Below are 21,845 nucleotides of genomic sequence, written 5' to 3'. Positions count from 1 at the left end.
GTCAGGCGGCGGCCAGCGCCTGCAACTGTGCCACCGGTAGCGGTGCGGCCAGCGCCTCGCCGATCAGCAGCAGCGACGGGTCGTCGTCGCTGATCGCTTCCACGAGGAACGCCAGCGCCGACAGCCGCCCGCGCAGGATACGTTCGGTCGGCAGCGACACGTCGACCGCCACCATCACCGGCGTGTCGGGGGCGCGGCCCGCCTCGATCAGCCGGCGCGATACCTCTCCGGCGGCGGCGCGGCCCATATAGACCGCCAGCGTCGCATCGGGGGCGGCAAGCGCGTTCCAGTCGAGGTCCAGCGGCTCGCCCGCGCGGGCATGGGCGGTGACGAAGGTCAGCTTGCGCGCTAGTCCGCGCAGCGTCAGCGACGCTCCGCCCGATGCGGCGGCGGCACTGGCGGCGGTGATGCCGGGACAGATGCGGGTCGCGACGCCCAGCGCCGCCAGATGCTCGATCTCCTCGGTCGATCGGCCGAAGATCGACGGATCGCCGCCCTTCAGCCGCACCACGCGTCGTCCCGCCAACGCGGCGTCGGCCAGCAGATCGTTGATCGATCGCTGATCCTTCGAATGGCGGCCCGATCGCTTGCCGACCGACACCCGTTCGACGTGCGGCGGGATCAGCGCCAGCACGCCCGGCCCGACCAGCGCGTCGTAGAACACGATGTCGGCCTGTACGATCAGCCGTTCGGCCTTGCGCGTCAGCAGGTCGGGATCGCCGGGACCGGCCCCGACCAGCCACACCGGAGGGGAAACGTCATGCTGCATGATGGGCATCCGACTGGAGGAGTTTGGCAAGCGCGGGGCGGCACGATCCGCAATTGGTCCCCGCCCCGATCGCCGCGCCGATCGCGGCGACGTCGGTCAGGCGCTGCGCCGCGATCGCGCGCAGGATGGTCTGGAGGCCGAGGTCGAAACAGGCGCAGACGATCGGCCCGCGATCGACCTGCACCCCCGGCGCGCGACCGGCGAGCAGCGTCGGCGCGGCGACCGGTTCGGCCAGTTGCCCGACCAGCCAGTCGCGCGGCGGCAGCGTCCCGTCGCGGGTGACGAACAGCGCCGCGACCAGCCGTCCGTCATCGAGGATCGCGATCCGGCGCGTGCCCCGCGCGGCGTCGATCGCCTCGATCCGCTGCCCGCGCGGCAGCAGCGCGTCGAGCGCGGCGGCATCGCCCTGCCCCGCCACGTCCCATGCCGTACCGCACGGCACCGCGATCCGCGTCGCCCACAGGCAATCGGGCCGCGTGTCCAGTTCGCCGCGCATCACGACAAAGCCGCGCCATTCGACCGCCACCGCCTCGAGCCGCGCAGGCGTCGCCTTGAACCCCGGCTGGCCCGACACGGGATCGGCCAGCGGTCGAGGGAGCAGTCCGGTGCGCCCGCCGGTCGCGGTGCGATCGGTCCAGTGGATCGGCACGAACAATTCGCCCGCACGCTGGGTATCGACCACCCGCGCGCGGTACAGGCTGTTCCCCTGCGGCGTCGCCACCCGCGCCAGCCGACCATCGGTGATGCCCAGCCGCGCCGCATCGTCTGGGTGCACCTCGACCAGCGGCTCCTCCCGGTGACGCGCCAGTTTCGGCGACAGCCCGGTACGCGTCATGCTGTGCCAATGGTCGCGATAGCGCCCGGTATTGAGCGTCATCGGCCAGTGCGGCAGCGGATCGGCCAGCGGCTTCTGCGCCACCGCGATCATCCGCGCCCGGCCATCGGGGTGCGAAAAGCGTCCGTCGGCGAACGGCGTGCCGCCCCAACGGAACGGGGCCATCTCGGCATAATCGTCGTTGCCCTTCGCCGCCTGTCCATCGATCGCGAAGCGGCGCGCGCCGTCGTTCTGATAGGTCGACAGCCGGCAATGCTCGCGCCAGATTTCCGCCGGACGATCATAGGCGAAGGCGGTTTTCCACCCCATGCGCCGTGCGACCTGCGTCACGATCCACCAGTCGGGCTTCGCCTCGCCCGGGAGCGGCAGGAACGCGCGCTGGCGGCTGACGGTACGATCCGAATTGGTGACGGTGCCGTCCTTTTCGCCCCATGCGGCGGCGGGCAGGCGGACATGTGCGTGGACGCCGGTATCCGTCTGCGCGATCACGTCCGACACGACGACGAACGGGCAGTCGGCCAGCGCCTGTCGCACCCGGCCCGCGTCAGGCATCGATACGGCGGGATTGGTCGCCATGACCCACAGTGCCTTGATCCGCCCTTCCCCCACCGCGCGGAACAGGTCGACCGCCTTCAACCCCGGCGCGGTCGCCATCGTCGGCGCGGCCCAGAAGCGGCCGACGCGCGCGACGTTGTCGGGCGCGAAGTCCATATGCGCCGCCAGCGTCGATGCCAGCCCCCCGACCTCGCGCCCGCCCATCGCATTGGGCTGTCCGGTGATCGAGAACGGCGCCGCGCCGGGCTTGCCGATCCGGCCGGTCGCCAGATGGACGTTGATGATCGCGTTGACCTGATCGGTGCCGGTCAGGGACTGGTTCACGCCCTGACTGAACATCGTGACGGTGCGCGGGTGCTGCGCGAACAGGTCGAAGAACGCGCGCAGGTCGGCAACGTCCACGTCGCAGGTCCGCGCCGTCGACCACAGGTCGCTGCCATCGAGCGTCCAGAACCCGTCGGGCACCGCGACATGCGCCGCCAGATAATCGTAATCGACCAGCCCGGTGTCGCGGCACCATGCCAGCAACCCCTGCATCAGCGCGACATCGCTGCCGGGGCGGATCGGAAGATGCAGATCGGCCTCGTCCGCCGTTTCGGTGCGGCGTGGGTCGATCACCACCAGCTTCGCTCCTGCGTCGCACCGCGCCCGGATGCGCTGATACACGACCGGATGGCACCATGCCGTATTGCTGCCGACCAGCACGATCAGTTCGGCGGCGTCGAGATCGTCATAGCTGGCGGGCACTACATCCTCGCCGAACGCGCGATTGTGGCCGGCGACCGCGCTGGACATGCACAGCCGGGAATTGGTGTCGATGTTCGCCGATCCGATAAAGCCCTTCATCAGCTTGTTGGCGACGTAATAATCCTCGGTCAGCAACTGGCCGGAGACGTAGAAGGCGACGCTGTCGGGACCATGTTGCGCGATCGTTTCGCGAAAGCGTTTCGCGACGAGGTCGAGCGCCCTGTCCCACGACGCGCGCTTCTGCCCGATCATCGGGGTCAGCAGACGCCCGTCCAGCCCGATCGTCTCGCCCAGATGCGTCCCCTTCGAACACAGCCGGCCGGCATTGGCGGGATGATCGGGATCGCCCGCGATGGTGGCCGTGCGTCCACCGGTCGGCGTGGCAAGGACGCCGCACCCGACCCCGCAATAGGCGCAGGTGGTGCGGATGGTCACCGATCGTCCCCGGAGCCGGGCACGGGACCGGTGACAGGGCCGAAGGAACGCGATCCCTTTCCGGGTATGGCCGCCTGTCGCGCCAGTCCGTCCAGCCACGCCGCGCAGGGTCCGCCGGCCGACACAGCGGGAAGCGGCCCGGCCCCCGTCACGCCGCCGCCTGCATCGTCGCGGTGCGGCACAGCAATACCCGCCCGCCACTGACCTTCACCGGCACGACCGGCGTGCAGCCCTTGTCCTCGCCCAGCGCCTCGCCGGTGGTAAGTGAAATCCGCCAGTTGTGCAGCGGACACGCGACCGCGCCGCCATGGACGATCCCCTGACTCAACCGTCCATGCTTGTGCGGGCAACGGTCGAGCAACGCGAACACCGCGTTCTCACCGGTACGGAACACGGCGATATCGTCGCCCCCCGCCACCTGCACCGTCCGGCTGCCGCGCAGCGGAATCTCGTCGACCCAGCCGATGTCGAGCCAATCGCCGTTCATGCCAGTTCCTTCCGGGGGGTGAATGTCGCCATCGGCGCATGTTGTTCGCGATCCTCGCCCGCGACCCGCGCGGCCCATGGATCGTCCTGCATGAAGGTCTGCGAAAACAGGAACCGCTGCGCCAGCGCATCGCGGAGCGGGGCATCGTCGACGATCCGCTCACGGATATAGTCGACCCCGACCCGCTCGATCCACGGCGCGGTCCGCTCCAGATAGCGGGCCTCTTCGCGGTACAACTGGATGAAGGCGGCGCAATAATGCATCGCCTCTTCCTCGGTCGCGACCTTGCACAGGAAATCGGTCGCGCGGACCTTGATCCCGCCATTGCCGCCGACCGACAATTCGTATCCGCTGTCGACGCAGACGACGCCGAAATCCTTGATCGTCGCCTCTGCGCAATTGCGCGGGCATCCCGACACCGCGATCTTGAACTTGTGGGGCATCCACGATCCCCACGTCATCCGTTCGACCTTGACGCCCAGCCCGGTCGAATCCTGCGTGCCGAACCGGCACCATTCGGACCCGACACAGGTCTTCACCGTCCGCAGCGACTTGCCGTACGCATGGCCGCTGACCATGCCGGCGGCGTTCAGATCGGCCCACACGGCGGGCAAATCCTCTTTCTTGATGCCGAAGATATCGAGCCGCTGGCCGCCGGTGACCTTGACCATCGGCGCGTCGAACTTTTCCACCACGTCGGCGATCGCGCGCAGCTCGCGCGGGTTGGTCAGGCCGCCCCACATGCGCGGCACGACCGAATAGGTGCCGTCCTTCTGGATGTTCGCATGCATCCGTTCGTTGACGAAGCGGCTCTGCTGATCGTCCTTATACTCGCCCGGCAGCGCGCAGAGCAGGTAGTAGTTGAGCGCCGGGCGGCACGACGAACACCCGTCGGGCGTCGTCCAGTGCAGCCGCTGCATCACCTCGGGGATCGATCGCATCCCCTGCGCCACGATCTCGCGGCGGACGTCGTCGTGGCCGAAGCTGGTGCATTTGCACATCGTCTTCGCACCGGCCTGAACCTCGTCGCCCAGCGTGAGCGCGAGAATGGTTTCGACCAGCCCGGTGCACGACCCGCACGATGCCGATGCCTTGCACGTGGCGCGTACCGCGTCGAGGCTGTGCGCGCCCTTCGCGATGCACGATACGACCTGTCCCTTCGTCACGCCGTTGCAGCCGCAGATCTCCGCAGAGTCCGACAGCGCCGCAACGGCCGATTTAGGGTCCGTCTGCCCCCCTCCCGAGGCGAAGGACTGGCCGAAGATGAGCATGTCGCGGATCGGGGCAATGTCCTCGCCGCGCTTGAGCAGGTCGAAATACCAGCCGCCGTCCGCCGTATCGCCGTACAGCACCGCGCCGACGATCCGGTCGTCGCGGACCACCACCCGTTTGTACACGCCGCGGCTTGCGTCGCGCAGGACGATGTCCTCCGCTCCGTCACCACCCGAAAAGTCACCGGCGGAAAAGACATCGATGCCGGACACCTTCAATTTGGTCGACGTGACAGACCCGCGATAGCCGCTGGGCGTATCGACCAGTCCGTCGGCCAGCGCGCGGCACATGTCCCACAGCGGCGCGACAAGGCCATAGACGTTGCCGTCATGTTCGACGCATTCGCCGACCGCGAGGATCGCGGGGTCCGACGTGACCATGTGGTCGTCGACCTGGATGCCGCGTCCGACCGCAAGGCCGGCTTCGCGCGCCAGTGCGACGGAGGGGCGGATACCGACCGCCATCACCACCAAGCTGGCGGGGATAAGCGTGCCGTCGGCAAGGCGTACGCCCTCGACCGCATCGGTGCCGACGATTTCGGCGGTGTTCGCGCCGGTCAGGATCGTCTGTCCCCGCGCCTCCAGCGCCTGTCGCAACAGCCATCCCGCCGCTTCGTCGAGTTGACGTTCCATCAGCGTCGGCATCAGGTGGATCACCGTCACCTTCATGCCGCGCAACGTCAGGCCGTGCGCCGCTTCCAGCCCCAGCAGTCCGCCGCCGATCACCACCGCGCTGCCGCCGCGCCCCGCTGCCGCCAGCATGTGATCGACATCGGCCATGTCGCGAAACCCGATCACGCCGGGCAGGTCGCGGCCTGGGACCGGGATGATGAACGGATCGGACCCGGTCGCGATCAGCAGCCGGTCGTACCCGACCTGCATCCCCGACCGTGCGGTGATCGTGCGGCCGGCGCGATCGATCGACGCGACCGGATCGCCCGCGACCAGCGTGATCGCATGGTCGGCATACCAGTCATGCCCGTTGATGACGATCTGTTCGAACGTCTTCTCGCCCGCCAGCACCGGCGACAGCATGATGCGGTTGTAGTTCACATGCGGTTCGGCGCCGAAGATCGTGACGCGATAGCGCGTGGCGTCGCGTGCCAGCAGTTCCTCGACCGCGCGGCAACCGGCCATGCCGTTGCCGATCACGACGAGATGCGGGCGGGGATCGGCCCGTTCGGCGATAATCAATTGATGTTCCATCAGATCGTCCAGTCGCGTTGCAACGGTTCGGGGAAAGGTCGGATCAGATCCGCACGCCGGCGGCGGCGGTCCAGCGGCGACGCCAGCCAGTCTTGACCAGCGTCAGCCCGGCCAGCGCCAACAGCGCCAGCGCGGCGAAGATCAGGAAGCCCGACTGGAAGCTGCCGGTCAGTTGCTTGGCGATGCCCAGCGACGATGCGAGGTAGAAGCCGCCGATACCGCCTGCCATGCCGACCAGCCCGGTCATCACGCCGATCTCCGCCGCGAAACGCTGCGGCACCAACTGGAACACCGCGCCGTTGCCGGTGCCCAGCGCCAGCATCGCGAGGACGAACAGCGTCAGCGCACCCGCCACGCTCGATGCGAAGCCGACTCCGGCCAGCGCCACGGCGGCGACGACGAACACCGCCGACAATGCCTTGACGCCGCCGACCCGGTCGGCCAGCGCGCCGCCCATCGGCCGCACCAAAGATCCGGCGAAGACGCAGGCGGCGGTGCAATATCCCGCCGTGATCGTCGACAGACCGAACCGGTCGGTGAAGTAGATCGGCAACGACGCCGCCAGCCCGACGAACCCGCCGAAGGTGACGGCATAGAAGCCCATCAGCCACCACGCGTCCGCCTGGCGCAGCGGCGTGAAATACTGGCCAAGACTCTTGGGCGCGGGGGCGTTGGGCGCGTCCTTCGCCATCAGCAGATACACGCCCAGCACGATCGTCAGCGGGATGCAGGCAAGCCCCAGCACCGCGTTCCACCCGAACCATTTGGCCAGCGTCGGCGCGAACAGCGCGGCGAAGACGGTGCCTGAATTGCCCATGCCGGCCAGCCCCATCGCCTTGCCCTGATGCTCCGGCGGATACCAGCGGCTGGCGAGCGGCAGCGCGATGGCGAAGCTCGCCCCGGCAAAGCCCAGAATGACGCCCAACGCCAGCGTGCCGGCAAAGCTGTTCACGCCCAGCAGCCACGCGGTGAACAGTCCGACGATGACGATGATCTGGCTGATCGCGCCCGACCGCTTCGGTCCGATCCGGTCGACCAGCAGCCCGTTGACGACCCGCAACACCGCGCCCGCCAGCGTCGGCACGGCGACCATCAGCCCCTTTTGCGCAGGGGTCAGCATCAGCGACTTCGCGATATCGGGCGCCAGCGGCCCCAACAGCACCCACACCATGAAGGCGAGATCGAAATACAGGAACGCCGCGATCAGCGTCGGCGTATGGCCGCTGGCCCAGAAGCCGTCGGGCTTCCTTGCGGTATCGTCATTCCAGAACGCGGTCGCCATGTCGTTTCCCCCATCTGCGATGGACAAAGAAAAAGCCGCTCCGACACACCCGTGATGGATGTATCGAAGCGGCTTCGTTGCCTGTGGGCGATCATCGACCGCCCGCTGCGTCCCTGCCCCGTCATTGGATCAGGATCGCATCTATCTCGTGCCCGGCATCCTTGCCGAACGCCGTAAAGATGACCGATTCGTTACGGCAACGCAAGCGGCTTTCGCAGGTGCAGCGTACGACGTTCGTATTGCCCGCCCCTTACGGCAAGTCGGCCAGATATCCCGCGATATCCTCCGGGTCGAATGCGCGTCGGTCGAAGAACGCGTCGCGTCCCAGCATCAGCCGCCCCTGCACCGATCCCGCACCGATCGACGCACCCTCGATCGCGCCTTCCAGCTTGGAGCTTGCGCTGGGCAACGGCGCGCCCGACCCGGCCAGCGCGGCGCGATAGACGCCGGGCCGGAACACGTCCTGCGCGACCTGCGCATCGTCGGCGGAAAAGGGCATGCCGTCCCACCGCACCATCTGCGAATACAGCCACGCCGCCTGGCTGCGCCACGGAAAGTTCGCCGCCTCACGGTACTGGAACATGAAATCGGGGACGTGGATCGGCGTCGCGCCCTGCATCAGCCGCACCCGGTCGCCGATCGCCCGCGCGACCGGGTCCACCGGCGCGTCCAGATATTGCGGCAGCGACAGGATGCGCGCGCTCTCCTCCCGCGTCGCCGGATCGACGAAATGCTCGGCGGCGGCATGGAGTGCGCGGATCAGCCGCTGTACGGTATCGCCCCGTTCGGCCAGCGTCGTCGCGCGCATCGCCAGCACCTTTTCGACGCCGCGCTGCCAGATCTGCGCCGTCACCAGCGCGATCCGCCCGACGCCGCGATCGACCGCCACCCCGTTCCACGGTTCGCCGACGCAGATGCCGTCGACCTCGCCCGCCGCCAGCGCATCGGCGGCAAAGGGCGGGCTGGTCGTCACGATGTCGACGTCGTGATCGGGCCGGATGCCGACCGCCGCCAGCCAGTAGCGCAGCATGTAATTGTGGCTGGAATAACGATGGACCGCACCGAAGCGCAGCCGTCGCCCCTCCGCCGCGCGCTGCAACGCCACCGCCTTCAACCGCGCGCCCAGCACCACCGGATCGGCAAGACCGGCGTCGGGCAGCACCTGTTCCGCCAGCGCCAGCGACAGCGTGATCGCATTGCCGTTCAGCCCCAGCACGAACGGCACCGCCATTTCGACCGCAGGCCGCCCCCGCCCGAGCGCGGTGGCGATGGCGAGCGGCGCGACCATGTGCGCGGCGTCGGTGTGACCATAGAGCAACCGGTCGCGCACCGTGGCCCACGTCATATCGCGGACCAGTTCGATCTCCAGCCCTTCGGCCTCAGCGAATCCCTGTTGCCGCGCGAGGATCGGGAGCGCCGCGTCGACCAGCGGCAGGAAGCCGATGCGGACCTTGTCGAATGCCATTACAGGTCTCCCATCAATGCGTCGCTGGTGACGATCGCATCGGCGATCTCCGCGATCCGGCGGTTGGATCGCATCGCCTGGGCGCGCAGCAGCGCATAGGCGGCGGGTTCGTCGATCGCGCGGCGTTTCATCAGGATCGCCTTGGCCCGGTCGATGATCGCGCGATCCGCCAGCGCGGTCTTCGCTTCGTGCAGTTCGGCCTGTAGCCGCGAGAACGCCTGGAACCGGCGGATCGCGAGGTCGAGGACCGGTGCGATCCGCTGTTTGGCGAGGCCGTCGACGATATAGGCGGACACGCCCGCATCGACAGCGGCGGCGGTCGCCTCCGCATCGCTTTGATCGACGAACATCGCGATCGGACGCGCCAGCGCGCGCGATACGGCGAAGAATTCCTCCAGCACGTCACGGCTGGGATTCTCGAGGTTGATGAGCACGACTTCGGGCGCGGCGGCCTCGAGCTGCGCCACCAGCGGGCCGGTGCCGTCGATCACGACGACGTCGTTCAACCCCGCTTCGTGCAGTCCTTCGGAGATGATCGCCGCACGCGTCGTGCTGGTGTCGATGATCGCGATCCGCATCCGCGCCTCTTATGCGGCGCGGATGCAAATGGGTAGCCGTGTCGGGTTTGCGCCCGCCGATCATGGGCGATACAGCGGCGGCGATGAACGGATTGCTTGCACTGCGCGCCGATCTGGACGGATTGGCGGCGATCGGGCGCGGGCGGCGATTGATGCCGATCGCGGGGCGCGACTTCGCGTCGAACGACTATCTGGGGCTGGCCGGATCGCACCGGATGCGGGCGGCAGTGGCCGATGCGATCTCGCGCGGCGTCGCGGTGGGATCGGGCGGATCGCGGCTGCTGCGCGGCAATCATCCCGAACACGAACGGCTGGAAGCCGAAGCGGCGGCGTTCTTCGGCTGCGAAACGGCCTTGTGGTTCGGCAGCGGGTTCGCCGCCAACGCCGCGCTGCTGGCGACGCTGCCCCAGCGTGGCGACCTGATCGTTCACGATGCGCTGGTCCATGCCAGCGCGCACGAAGGCATGCGGATGGCCCGCGCGCCGCACATGGCGGCGGGGCACAACGACGCCGATGCGGTCGACGACGCGATCCGCGACTGGCGGCGCAAGGGCGGCATCGGCACGCCGTGGATCGCGGTCGAAAGCCTGTACAGCATGGACGGCGACCGCGCGCCGCTGGATGCGCTGGCCGAAGTCGCATCGCGGCACGACGCCATGCTGCTGATCGACGAGGCGCATGCGACCGGGGTGTTCGGCCCGCATGGACGCGGCCTTGCCGCCGGGCTGGACGGGCGGCACGATGTCGTCACCCTGCGCACCTGCGGCAAGGCGATGGGAAGCGAGGGCGCGCTGGTCTGCGGCCCCGCCGTCGTTCGCGACTTCCTGATCAACCGGGCGCGGGGTTTCATCTTTTCGACCGCGCCTTCCCCGTTGATGGCGGCGGCGGCGCGGGAGGGACTGCGCGCGCTGTACGACGAACCGGGCCGGCGCGTCGCACTGCACGACCGGATCGCCGCCGCCGAACGCTGGCTCGCCCCCTATGGCGCGACCATGACCGGGTCGCAGATCGTGCCATTGCTGATTGGCAACGACCGCGCGACGATGCGGGTGGCCGATGCGGTGCAGACGGCGGGGTTCGACGTGCGCGGCATCCGTCCGCCGACGGTGCCGGCGGGAACCGCGCGGCTGCGCATCTCGCTGACGCTGAACGTCGACGGCGACGATATCGCGGCGTTGGGCGACGTGCTGCGGCGGCTGCTGTGAGCACGATCGTCGTCACCGGCACCGATACCGATATCGGCAAAACCGTCTTTGCCGGCGCGCTGACCGGGGCGCTGGGCGCGCGATACTGGAAACCGGTGCAGGCCGGGACCGACGACGGCACCGATCGTCAGCGCATCGCGCAGCTTGCGGGGATCGCGCCCGACCGACTGCTTCCCGAAGCATATGTGCTCGCCACCCCCTGTTCCCCGCATCGCGCCGCCGCGATCGACGGCGTGACGATCGACCTCGACCTGCTGGCGCTGCCGCAGGTCGACGGACCGCTGGTGGTCGAGGGTGCTGGCGGCGTGCTGGTGCCGATCGTCGGTTCCCTAACCTTTGCCGACCTGTTCGCGCGTTGGGAACGCCCGGTGGTGCTGGTCGCGCGCACCGGTCTGGGCACGATCAACCATAGCCTGTTGTCGATCGAGGCGTTGCGCGCGCGCGGCGTGGCGATCCGTGGCATTGCGTTCGTCGGCGACGCGGTCGAGGATAGCGAGGCAACGATCGCGCGGCTGGGCGACGTCCGGCGGCTGGGCCGGCTGCCATGGCTCGATCCGCTGACCCCGCAGGGTCTGGCGCACGCCTTTGCGGAAGCGTTCGACGTGGCGGATTTCCGATGACCGGTTCACCGATCTGGCATCCGTTCACGCAGCATGGACTGGGGGAGCCGATCCCGCGAGTCGTGCGGGGCGACGGCGCGGCGATATGGACCGATGACGGGCGGCGGATCATCGACGCGATATCGTCATGGTGGGTGACGACGCACGGCCACGGCCATCCCCGCATCGCCGCCGCGATCGCCGCACAGGCCGCGACGCTGGATCAGATCATCTTCGCCGGATGGACGCACGAACCCGCCGAAACGCTTGCCGCCGGGCTGTGCGCGATGCTGCCCGACGCGCTCACCCGCGTGTTCTTTTCCGATTCGGGGTCGACCAGCGTCGAAGTCGCGCTGAAGATGGCGCTCGGCTACTGGCAGCATCGCGGCGAAGCGCGCCACCGCATCCTCGTGCTCGAACACGGGTATCATGGCGACACGATCGGCGCGATGTCGGTCGGCGCGCGCGGGGTGTTCAACCGCGCCTATGCCCCGTTGCTGTTCGATGTCGGCACCATTCCGTTTCCCGACAATCCTCAGACGACGTACGACGCGCTCGACGCCGCATGTCGGGCGGGTGCGGCGGCGTTCATCGTGGAACCGCTGGTCCTCGGCGCGGGCGGTATGCGGATGTACCCGCCCGCCGTGCTGGCCGAAATGCGCCGCATCTGCGCGGTCCACGGCGTGCTGTTCATCGCGGACGAGGTCATGACCGCGTGGGGCCGCACCGGAACGCTGACCGCGTGCGAACAGGCCGATGTCGTCCCCGATATCCTGTGCCTGTCCAAGGGGCTGACCGGCGGCGCGATACCATTGGCGGTCACGATGGCGACCGAACCGGTCTATGCCGCGCATTACGGGCCAGACCGCGCGACGATGTTCTTCCATTCGTCCAGCTACACCGCCAATCCGGTGGCCTGTGCCGCCGCCAATGCGAATCTCGCGATCTGGCGCGACGAGCCGGTGCGCGAACGGATCGCGACACTAAGCGATCGACAGCGCACGCGGCTGGCGGCGCTGTCACGTCATCCGCGCGTGACGAACGCCCGGACGCTGGGCACGATCGCGGCGTTCGAGCTGGACGGCGACGACGGCTATCTGTCGCAGCGGGCGCCGATGCTCACCGCGCGCTTCCGCGACGCGGGCGTCCTGCTGCGCCCGTTGGGGTCGACGCTGTACGTCATGCCGCCCTATTGCATCGGCGAGGACGATCTGGACACGATCTATGCCGCGCTGGCGGAGGCGTGCGGCTAACCGCCGAGGATCGTCCGGTAGAGCGCGTGATAGCGCTCGGCCATCGCCTCGACCGAGAAATGGTCGGCGACGCGGCGGCGGCAGGCGGCGCGGTCGATTTCCCCGGCCCGCTCGATCGCGGCGACCGCCTGTTCGGGCGTGTCTACCAGAAACCCGGTGACGCCATGTTCGATCAGTTCGAGCATCGATCCGCGGTTATAGGCGATGACCGGCGTGCCGCACGCCATCGCCTCGACCACCGACAGCCCGAACGGTTCGTCGAAATGGATCAGGTGCAGCAACGCACGCGCATTGCCCAGCAGGCCGGTACGCGTCGTGCCGCCGACCGCACCGTGATAGACCACGCGATCGCCGTCGATCGCCGGTTCGACCTGCGTCCGCCAATATCCGTCGTCCTGCACGATGCCCGCCATGTGCAGCCGCCGCCCCGACGACCGCGCCGCCGCGATCGCATCCGCCGCGCCCTTGTCCGGGTGCATCCGTCCGAAGAACAACAGGTCGTCGCTGCCCGCCGCATCGAACGGAAAATCGTCCAGCGGGATGCCGTGGTGGATCGTCGCGGCATAGCGCAACGACGGATGCCGGTCGGCGTCGCTGATCGCGACATAGTGCACCCGGTCCTGATACGGCGCGTACATCGGCAGGATGCGGTCGGATGAGAAGCCGTGGATCGTCGTCACCATCGGCGTGTCGACCAGCCCGGAAAAGGCGTGTGCCGGAAAGTCCGCCTGATTATGGATCAGGTCGAATTCGCCGGCGCGCCCGAACAGATGGGCGAGGTGCGCGAATTCCCACACCTTCGCGTCGATCGACGGGTCTTCGCTGTACGGCGCGGGCACTACCCCGGCGAGCGTCCCCGCCGTGAAGCTGTCCTGCGTCGCGAACAGCGTCACGTCGATGCCGCGTGCGACCAGCGCCTCGGTCAACAGGCTGGTGACCAGTTCCCACGGACCATAGTGGCGCGGCGGGGTGCGCCATGCGATCGGGGCAAGCATCGCGATACGCATCAGCGGACTTTCAACAGGACGCCCTCGGCCGGGCGCAGCGTCGGCGACATGCCGTCATGGGTGGAGAGCAACCGGTCGCCCGGTTCGATCGTCGGGAACGGCACGTCTCCGTCAGCCAGATTGAGAACGATGCGGTAGCGCTCGGCCCCGTCGCCGCGCAACCATGTCAGCACCGTGCCATCGGCCCTCACGTCGCTAATGCCTCCGGTCGACAAGGCGGGCGTGGCCCGGCGCAGCGCCAGCAGGCGACGGTACAGCGTCAGCATCGACCCCGGATCGTCCGACTGCGCCACGACGTTCAGCGGCAGGTGCGCCGGATCGATCGGCAACCACGGCTCGGTCGATGAAAATCCGCCGGTCGCGTCCCATGGCAACGGCGTGCGCACCGGATCGCGCCCCAGCCCCAGTCCCGGTTCGCGAAGCTCGCGCGGGTCCTGTACCCGGTCGGGCGGCACCTGCGCATCGGGCAGTCCCAGTTCGTCGCCCTGATACAGCGTCGGCGTACCGCGCAGCGTCAGCAGCAGCATCGCCGCCACGCGCGCCTGCGCTGCGCCGACTCGCGTCGCGATCCGGGGCCGGTCGTGATTGCCCAGCACCCAGTTCGGCCATCCGCCCGGCGGCAGCGCGGCTTCATACTCCACGATCCGGCGTGCCAGTTCCGGCGCGTCCCACGCCGCCTCGATCAACTGGAAATTGAACGGCAGGTGCACCCCCGGCGCGTCGTCCGCGCCGTAATAGGTCATCAGTTTCGGCACCGGCAGATAGATTTCACCGACCAGCACCGCGCCATGGGCATCGGCCAGCGCGCGCATGTCGGCGGCGATGTCGTGCACCTCGGGCTGGTCGGTCGAATGGTGTTGCAGCACGCGGTGCATCTCGCCCATCCGGTCGTGATAGTCCGGGTTGGGCGGGTTGTCGGGAAAGTCCGCATGCTTGACCATGTGCCACAGCACGTCGATGCGAAACCCGTCGACGCCGCGTTCGAACCAGAAGCGCATGGCGTCCAGCATCGCCGCGCGCACCGCCGGGTTGCGCCAGTTCAGGTCGGGTTGTTCGGGCAGGAACGCACGCGAATAATATTGGCCGGTCGCCGCATCGTACGTCCACGCCGGGCCGCCGAAATCGCTGATCCAGTTGTTGGGCGGCCCGCCATCCGCCGCCGGATCGCGCCAGATATACCAGTCCCGCTTGGGATCGTCGCGCGACGATCGACTGGCGACGAACCATGGATGCCGGTCCGAACTGTGGTTCGGCACGAAATCCAGCAGCACGCGCAGCCCCTTCGCATGCGCCTTTGCCAGCAGTGCGTCGAAATCCGCCAGCGTCCCGAACCGCGGATCGACCCCGGTATAGTCCGCCACGTCATAGCCGAAATCGGCCATCGGCGACGGAAAGATCGGCGATATCCAGATCGCGTCGATCCCCAGCGCGACCAGATAGTCCAGCCGATCGGCGATGCCGTTCAGGTCGCCGATGCCGTCGCCGTTCGAATCCGCGAACGATCGCGGATAGATCTGATAGACGGTGGCGACTTCCCACCATGGTTTCGGATGCGGAACGGTCATGCGAGGCAAAGCCATGGGCGGGGCGAAGGGTTCCCGCACCCCGCCAAGATCATTCGAACTCGAGGATCACGGCGTCGACCGCCAGGCTGTCCCCCGGCGCGTGATGCACCGTCGCAACCACGCCCGGCCGTTCGGCGCGCAGGATATTCTCCATCTTCATCGCTTCGACCACCGCCAGCGGCTGTCCCGCTTCCACCCGGTCGCCGGCCCCCACTTCCAGCCGGGTGAGCAGCCCCGGCATCGGACACAGCAACAGCCGCGACGTATCGGGCGGCACCTTCTCGATCATGTGGCGGGTCAGCGGCGCGACGTGCGCGGGCAGGACGCGGACGTCATGCGCCGCGCCGCGCGTGGTCAGCCGCCATCCGCCGATCCGCCGCGCGATCCGCACCGCCACTTCGTCGCCGTCGATCCGGGCCACGACCACCCGCTGCGACGGACGCCAGCGCAGCACGACGTCCAGCGGCGGCGCATCGTCGATATGGACCAGCGCGCCGCCGTCATACCCGTCGACCGATACCGCGAACGACTGCCCCGCCAGCGTAACCACGCGGGTCGTCGACGGCGACGCCGCCCCGCCGAGCTGGCCGTCGATGCCGCCCGCGCGCGCGCTGCGTTCCAGATCGGCGATGACCGCCACCGCGACCAGTTGCCGTTGCAGCGTCGCATCGGCCGGCGCGCCCGCAAACCCGTCGGGATATTCCTCCGCGATGAAGCCGGTGGTCAACGCCCCCGCACGGAAGCGAGGGTGCTGCATGATCGCCGACAGGAAATCGAGATTGTTGCCGACCCCGGACAGTTCGAACCGGTCGAGCGCCGCGATCTGCGCATCGATCGCCGCATCGCGGGTCGGTGCCCACGTCACCAGCTTCGCGATCATCGGGTCGTAGAACATGCTGACCTCGCCACCCTCGGTCACGCCGTCATCGACGCGGACGATCGGGGCGTCGCCCGCACGTACCGACGTCTTCGGCGGATTGTAGCGGACCAGCCGCCCGGTGCTTGGCAGGAACCCGCGATACGGGTCCTCGGCATAGACCCGGTTCTCGATCGCCCAGCCGTCCAGCCGCACATCGTCCTGCGTGAACCCCAGCGGCTCGCCCGCCGCCACCCGGATCATCTGTTCGACCAGATCGAGGCCGGTAATCATCTCGGTCACCGGATGCTCGACCTGCAACCGGGTATTCATTTCGAGGAAATAGAAGCCTTGTCCGGTCGTGTCGGCACCCGATACGATCAGTTCGACCGTACCCGCCGAATGATACCCGACGGCACGGGCCAGCGCGACCGCCTGTTCCCCCATCGCGCGGCGCATGTCGGGCGTGACGAACGGCGACGGTGCCTCTTCGACCACCTTCTGATGTCGCCGCTGGATCGAGCATTCGCGTTCGCCGAGATAGACGATCGTGCCATGCCGGTCGCCCAGCACCTGAATCTCGATATGGCGCGGGCTTTCGATGAACTTTTCGATGAACACGCGGTCGTCGCCGAAACTGGCCAGCCCCTCGCGCTTCGTCGCTTCGAACCCCTCGCGAACGTCCTGTTCGCTCCACGCCAGCCGCATGCCCTTGCCGCCGCCGCCCGCCGACGCCTTCATCATCACCGGATAGCCGATATCGGCGGCGATCCGCACCGCCTCCTCGGTATCGGCGATTTCGCCGAGGAAGCCGGGGACGACGTTGACCCCCGCCGCCCGGGCCAGCTTTTTGGACTCGATCTTGTCGCCCATCGCGGCGATCGCGGCGGGCGGCGGCCCGACAAAGGTGATGCCCGCATCGGCACAGGCGCGCGCAAAGCTTTCGCGCTCCGACAGGAACCCATAGCCCGGATGGATACAATCCGCGCCCGTCGCCTTCGCGGCGGCAAGGATCAGTTCGGGGTCGAGATAGCTCTGCGCCGCCGGCGCGGGGCCAAGCCGTACGCGCTCGTCGGCCATCAGCACGTGCGGCGCACGCGCGTCGGCATCCGAATAGACCGCGACGGTCGCGATCCCCATCGCCTTGGCCGTACGCATCACCCGGCAGGCGATCTCACCCCGATTGGCGACCAGTATCTTGTTGAACAACACGCTCTCCTGTCCGCCCCGCGTCGTCCGGGGTCAGCATCAATGTTCGCGGCGCAGATCGCGCAACTGCTTCGCACGCTCCGTGGTCAGCCGTTCGAGGCAGTTCGCGCGCACCATCGGCTGCATCGAACCGCCGGCATATTTCCCGCCTTCCAGCACGCATTGCGCATCGCGGAATTTCAGCCACGCCCGCTGGCTGTTCAACGCCGCCGCGGCATAGCCGAACCCGCCGCCGCGCGACGTGTCGGCGGCATCCATGCGCTTCATCCGCGCATAGCTCGCCTGCCATTCGCGGGTCATCGCCGCATCGGCGCGTTGCAGCGCCGCCTGCGCGCACTGGTTCATCGCCGACTGGGTGGAGGCATTGGCACAGCCCCCCTGCGCGGCGGCAGCGGCCAGCAGGATGCTCAGCAGCATGACGATTTCCGCATCGGTTCCTCACCAGTCATGGCAGTCATGCCCAGCTTCGCCAGCAGCGCGGCATCCGCATCGTCGCCGGCATTGCCGGTGGTCAGCAGCCGGTCGCCGGTAAAGATCGAATTGGCGCCGGCCATGAAGCACAGCGCCTGCGTCGCATCGGACATGCTTTCGCGCCCGGCCGACAGGCGGACCATGCTGAGCGGCATGGCGATACGGGCGACGGCGACGGTGCGGACGAATTCGATGTCGTCGATCTTCGCCAGCGGCGTATCGGCCAGCATGTTGCCCAGCACCGTGCCCTTGACCGGCACCAGCGCGTTGACCGGCACGCTTTCGGGATGGCGCGGCAGCGTGGCGAGCGCATGGACGAAACCGACGCGGTCGGCGCGCGTCTCGCCCATGCCCACAATCCCGCCGCAGCATACGTTGATGCCCGCGTCGCGCACATGCGACAGCGTGTCCAGCCGGTCGTCGAAGCTGCGCGTCGTGATGACGTTCGCGTAGTTTTCAGGCGAGGTATCGATGTTGTGGTTGTAATAATCGAGGCCCGCCGCGCCTAGCCGCTGCGCCTGATCGGGCGTCAGCATGCCCAGCGTCATGCACGTTTCCATGCCCATCGCCCGCACGCCTTCGACCATCGCCACGACCTTGTCCATGTCGCGGTCCTTGGGGTTGCGCCATGCCGCGCCCATGCAGAAACGCTGCGATCCCGCCGCCTTCGCCTGTGCCGCGCTGGCCAGCACGGCGTCGACGTCCATCAGCTTTTCGGCCTTCAGCTGCGTGTCCGCGCTGGCGGATTGCGAACAATAGCCGCAATCCTCGGGACAGCCGCCGGTCTTGATCGACAGCAGCGTGCACAACTGCACCTGCCCCACCGCATGATGCGCGCGGTGAACGGTCTGCGCACGGTACAGCAGTTCGTCGAACGACAGGTCGAACAGTGCCGCGATCTCTGCACGGGTCCAGTCGGTACGGACCGCCGGGACGCTCTGAACGTCCTGACCGTATCCCCGCGCGGGCGGGGATCCAGAGCCGCAAACGTTCCGCTCGTTGCCCTGGCCCCCCGCCTGCGCGAGGGTACGGCCAATTGCTTCGACGACAGGCGCAATCACGTTCATTCCACACTTTCTCCAACGGGCGGCAGGTTGTGGCCGAGCAGTTTCAGCACCTCTGCCGCCGCATGGACCAGGTTGGTGCCCGGTCCGAAAATCGCCGCCACGCCCGCTTCGCGCAGGGCGGCATAATCCTGCGGCGGGATGACTCCGCCTGCGATCACGCGGATGTCCGCGCGCCCCGCATCAGCCAGCCGTGCGATCAGTTCGGGGATCAGCGTGTTGTGCCCGGCGGCAAGGCTGGACGCGCCGACCACGTCGACCCCCTCCGCGATCGCCAGTTCGGCGGTTTCGCCCGGCGTCTGGAACAACGGCCCCGACACGATGTCGAACCCCAGATCGGCAAAGGCGCTGGCAACGACGTTCGCACCGCGATCATGGCCGTCCTGCCCCATCTTGGCCACCAGCATGCGCGGCTTGCGCCCCAGCCGCCGCCCGACCGCCGCGACGCCCTCTCCCGCGCGAAGCCAGCCGGCATCGTCCGCATGCGCCGGGCCGTAAATGCCCTTCACCGGATTCACTGCGACCGCGTGCCGTCCGAACGCGACCTCCATTGCCGCCGACATCTCGCCCAGCGTGCACCGCGCCCGCGCTGCATCGACGCACAGCGCCAGCAGGTTGCCGTCGCCCAACGCGCCTTGCGTCAGCGCGCCCAGCGCCGCCTGCGCCGCATCGGCGTCGCGGTCCGCGCGGACCCGTTCGATCAGCCGAATCTGGTCGGCACGCACGCGGGCATTGTCGATCGACAGGATGTCGATCGGCGATTCCTCGGTCAGGCGATATTTGTTCACGCCGACGATCACATCTTCGGCCCGGTCGACCCGCGCCTGCCGCGCGGCGGCGGCACGTTCGATGTGATCCTTGGGAATCCCCTTGCCGACCGCGTCGATCATGCCGCCCGCCGCCTCGACCTCCTCGATCAGCGCCCACGCCTTGTCCGCCAGTTCCTGCGTCAGCGCCTCGACATAATAGCAGCCACCCAGCGGATCGACGACGCGGGTCATGCCCGTTTCCTCCTGCAGGATCAGCTGCGTGTTGCGCGCGATCCGGGCGGAAAATTCGGTGGGCAGCGCGACCGCTTCGTCGAGGCTGTTGGTGTGTAGCGATTGCGTGCCGCCCAGCGTCGCAGCCATCGCCTCCACGGTCGTGCGCACGATATTGTTGTACGGGTCCTGTTCGGTCAGCGACACGCCGCTGGTCTGGCAATGCGTCCGCAGCATCTGGCTGCGTTCCGATCCGCCGAACCCCGCGACGATCCGGCTCCACAACAGCCGCGCCGCACGCAGCTTGGCGACTTCCATGAAGAAGTTCATGCCGATGCCGAAAAAGAACGACAGCCGCCCGGCAAAGGCGTCGATGTCCAGCCCGCGCTCGATCGCGGCGCGGACATAGGCCATGCCGTCGGCCAGCGTGAACGCCAGCTCCTGCACCGCCGTCGCGCCCGCCTCGTGCATGTGATAGCCACTGATCGAGATGCTGTTGAACCGCGGCATATGCTGCGCGGTATAGGCGATGATGTCCGACACGATCCGCATCGATGGTGCGGGGGGATAGATGTACGTGTTGCGGACCATGAACTCCTTCAGGATGTCGTTCTGGATCGTGCCCGACAGCTTGTCGGGACCGACGCCCTGCTCCTCCGCCGCGACGATGTAGAAGGCGAGGCACGGCAACACCGCCCCGTTCATCGTCATGCTGACCGACATGGTGTCCAGCGGGATACCGTCGAACAGGATCTTCATATCCTCGATCGTGTCGATCGCGACCCCGGCCTTGCCCACGTCGCCCGCCACGCGGGGATGGTCGCTGTCATAGCCGCGATGCGTCGCCAGATCGAACGCGACCGACAGTCCCTTCTGTCCGGCGGCAAGGTTGCGGCGATAGAAGGCGTTCGATTCCCCGGCGGTCGAAAATCCTGCATATTGGCGGATCGTCCATGGCCGCCCGGCATACATCGACGCCTTCACCCCGCGCGTGAACGGGGCGAAGCCGGGCAGGCCCGGATCGGGCGCATCGGCGGCGGTATAGAGCGGCTTGACCGCGATCCCCTCCGGCGTGTGCCACGTCAGGTCGGCATCGCGGACTTCTTTCGCGGCGAGCTTTTGCCAATCGTCGATCGTCGGGCGGGTCATCATGTCATTCCTAGCGCCCGGCGGGGGGGCAAGTCTATCGGTGCCATCAACGCCCCCGGAACCGGGGCGTGCGTTTGCCGAGAAAGGCGGACGCGCCCTCCACGGCATCGTCGGTGTCGCGGGCGCGCGATTGGGCATCGGCCTCGCGTGCCAGCGTCGCGGGCAGATCCTCGCCCAGCGCCCGTGTCAGCGTACGGCGCATCAGCCCCAGCGCGACGGTCGGCCCTGCCGCCAGCCGCCGCGCGAGCGCCAGCGCCTCGTCCTCCAGCGCGGCACCGTCGACCACCGCATGGATCATGCCCCAGTCGAGCGCGGTCTGAGCGGGTATCCGTTCGCCCAGCATCATCATCCGCGTGGCGCGCGCGCGACCGATCAGACGCGGCAGCATCCAGCTTGCGCCGCCATCGGGGACCAGACCGATCTGGACGAAGGCCTGAAGGAAATAGGCGTCCTGCGTCGCAACGCAGAAATCGGCAGCGAGCGCGAGGCTGCATCCGATCCCCGCCGCCGGTCCGTGCACCGCGCTGACCACCGGGATCGCCAGATCGGCGATCGCCTGTATCGTGGGATGATAATGGTCGGTCAGCGCGGCATGGATCGCGGCGGCATCGCCCGCCCCGGCGATATCCGCACCTGCGCAGAACCCGCGCCCATCCCCCGCGATCAGCACCGCACGGGCATCGCCCATCCCGGCCAGCGCCGCGCGGATCGCATCGAACATATCGGGGGGCGCGGCATTCAGCCGGTCCGGGCGCGTCAGCGTGAGACGCAGCACATCGCCATCGCGCATCACGCGGATCGGTTCGGCCATCGAATCGCTCTCCCGTATCTTTTGTTACGATGTGCGGGAGGATGGC

17 protein-coding genes are annotated in these 21,845 nt (G+C 68.2%); 3 read left to right on the top strand and 14 right to left on the bottom strand.

Features of this window, described 5'->3' with window-relative positions; genetic code table 11:
- Position 1 precedes the first annotated feature (1 nt).
- The 7 genes from cobA to IFT55_RS10435 form a co-directional block, all read right to left on the bottom strand.
- Complete coding sequence (gene cobA / locus IFT55_RS10465; protein ID WP_192091782.1) at positions 2 to 769, bottom strand: uroporphyrinogen-III C-methyltransferase; 768 nt, start codon at positions 767 to 769, stop codon at positions 2 to 4.
- Entirely contained in the window at positions 759 to 3,341 is a 2,583-nt protein-coding gene (locus tag IFT55_RS10460; RefSeq protein ID WP_192091781.1) for a molybdopterin-dependent oxidoreductase, read from the bottom strand. Before IFT55_RS10460 ends, cobA begins: the two co-directional genes overlap by 11 nt.
- A gap of 148 nt (positions 3,342 to 3,489) precedes the next feature.
- Positions 3,490 to 3,828 carry a nitrite reductase small subunit NirD gene (nirD, locus tag IFT55_RS10455; protein ID WP_192091779.1) on the bottom strand — a complete coding sequence of 113 codons (339 nt, stop codon included), beginning with the start codon at positions 3,826 to 3,828 and terminating at the stop codon, positions 3,490 to 3,492.
- Positions 3,825 to 6,305 carry a nitrite reductase large subunit NirB gene (gene nirB, locus IFT55_RS10450; RefSeq protein WP_192091777.1) on the bottom strand — a complete coding sequence of 827 codons (2,481 nt, stop codon included), beginning with the start codon at positions 6,303 to 6,305 and terminating at the stop codon, positions 3,825 to 3,827. The genes nirD and nirB overlap by 4 nt, the downstream gene beginning before the upstream one ends.
- 43 nt (positions 6,306 to 6,348) lie before the next feature.
- Positions 6,349 to 7,587, bottom strand: coding sequence for a nitrate/nitrite transporter (locus tag IFT55_RS10445; protein ID WP_192091776.1), 1,239 nt, complete (start codon positions 7,585 to 7,587; stop codon positions 6,349 to 6,351).
- 250 nt (positions 7,588 to 7,837) lie between these two features.
- Positions 7,838 to 9,052, bottom strand: coding sequence for a CmpA/NrtA family ABC transporter substrate-binding protein (locus IFT55_RS10440; protein ID WP_192091775.1), 1,215 nt, complete (start codon positions 9,050 to 9,052; stop codon positions 7,838 to 7,840).
- Positions 9,052 to 9,630, bottom strand: a complete 579-nt coding sequence (locus IFT55_RS10435) for an ANTAR domain-containing response regulator (RefSeq protein WP_192091774.1) — start codon at positions 9,628 to 9,630, stop codon at positions 9,052 to 9,054. The genes IFT55_RS10440 and IFT55_RS10435 overlap by 1 nt, the downstream gene beginning before the upstream one ends.
- Before the next feature lie 83 nt (positions 9,631 to 9,713).
- Here IFT55_RS10435 and IFT55_RS10430 point away from each other — a divergent pair, with 83 nt between their 5' ends.
- From IFT55_RS10430 to IFT55_RS10420, 3 genes are read left to right on the top strand one after another with little or no spacing between them, the layout of a single operon-like run.
- Positions 9,714 to 10,835 carry an 8-amino-7-oxononanoate synthase gene (locus IFT55_RS10430; protein WP_192092090.1) on the top strand — a complete coding sequence of 374 codons (1,122 nt, stop codon included), beginning with the start codon at positions 9,714 to 9,716 and terminating at the stop codon, positions 10,833 to 10,835.
- Positions 10,832 to 11,455 (top strand): dethiobiotin synthase, encoded by a 624-nt coding sequence (gene bioD, locus IFT55_RS10425; RefSeq protein ID WP_192091772.1) that lies wholly within the window; start codon positions 10,832 to 10,834, stop codon positions 11,453 to 11,455. The genes IFT55_RS10430 and bioD overlap by 4 nt, the downstream gene beginning before the upstream one ends.
- Complete coding sequence (locus tag IFT55_RS10420) at positions 11,452 to 12,687, top strand: adenosylmethionine--8-amino-7-oxononanoate transaminase (protein WP_192091770.1); 1,236 nt, start codon at positions 11,452 to 11,454, stop codon at positions 12,685 to 12,687. The genes bioD and IFT55_RS10420 overlap by 4 nt, the downstream gene beginning before the upstream one ends.
- On the opposite strand, the gene IFT55_RS10415 is transcribed toward IFT55_RS10420, so the two are convergent.
- The 7 genes from IFT55_RS10415 to IFT55_RS10385 are packed head-to-tail and all read right to left on the bottom strand — an operon-like array spanning position 12,684 to position 21,799.
- On the bottom strand, positions 12,684 to 13,694 hold the full coding sequence (locus IFT55_RS10415) for a glycosyltransferase family 4 protein (protein WP_192091769.1): 1,011 nt from the start codon (positions 13,692 to 13,694) through the stop codon (positions 12,684 to 12,686). The two genes, IFT55_RS10420 and IFT55_RS10415, sit on opposite strands and share 4 nt — an antisense overlap.
- Positions 13,694 to 15,259 (bottom strand): alpha-amylase family glycosyl hydrolase, encoded by a 1,566-nt coding sequence (locus tag IFT55_RS10410; RefSeq protein WP_192091767.1) that lies wholly within the window; start codon positions 15,257 to 15,259, stop codon positions 13,694 to 13,696. The genes IFT55_RS10415 and IFT55_RS10410 overlap by 1 nt, the downstream gene beginning before the upstream one ends.
- Before the next feature lie 49 nt (positions 15,260 to 15,308).
- Complete coding sequence (locus tag IFT55_RS10405; RefSeq protein WP_192091765.1) at positions 15,309 to 17,324, bottom strand: acetyl-CoA carboxylase biotin carboxylase subunit; 2,016 nt, start codon at positions 17,322 to 17,324, stop codon at positions 15,309 to 15,311.
- Positions 17,325 to 17,363: 39 nt separating this feature from the next.
- On the bottom strand, positions 17,364 to 17,741 hold the full coding sequence (locus IFT55_RS10400) for a lysozyme inhibitor LprI family protein (protein WP_192091763.1): 378 nt from the start codon (positions 17,739 to 17,741) through the stop codon (positions 17,364 to 17,366).
- Positions 17,732 to 18,832, bottom strand: a complete 1,101-nt coding sequence (gene bioB / locus IFT55_RS10395) for a biotin synthase BioB (RefSeq protein WP_446740721.1) — start codon at positions 18,830 to 18,832, stop codon at positions 17,732 to 17,734. Before bioB ends, IFT55_RS10400 begins: the two co-directional genes overlap by 10 nt.
- Before the next feature lie 26 nt (positions 18,833 to 18,858).
- Positions 18,859 to 20,991: a methylmalonyl-CoA mutase gene (gene scpA / locus IFT55_RS10390; protein ID WP_192091759.1), complete on the bottom strand. Its 2,133-nt coding sequence runs from the start codon at positions 20,989 to 20,991 to the stop codon at positions 18,859 to 18,861.
- Positions 20,992 to 21,034: 43 nt separating this feature from the next.
- The gene (locus tag IFT55_RS10385; protein WP_192091757.1) at positions 21,035 to 21,799 is read right to left on the bottom strand and encodes an enoyl-CoA hydratase-related protein; all 765 of its coding nucleotides are present in this window, start codon (positions 21,797 to 21,799) and stop codon (positions 21,035 to 21,037) included.
- Between the last annotated feature and the right edge of the window lie 46 nt (positions 21,800 to 21,845).

The organism is Sphingomonas sp. CFBP 13720 (assembly GCF_014842075.1).
In the GTDB taxonomy this organism is placed as follows: domain Bacteria; phylum Pseudomonadota; class Alphaproteobacteria; order Sphingomonadales; family Sphingomonadaceae; genus Sphingomonas.
The sequence above is the reverse complement of the archived record's forward strand: the minus strand, read 5'-3'. Positions and strand labels throughout refer to the sequence as shown.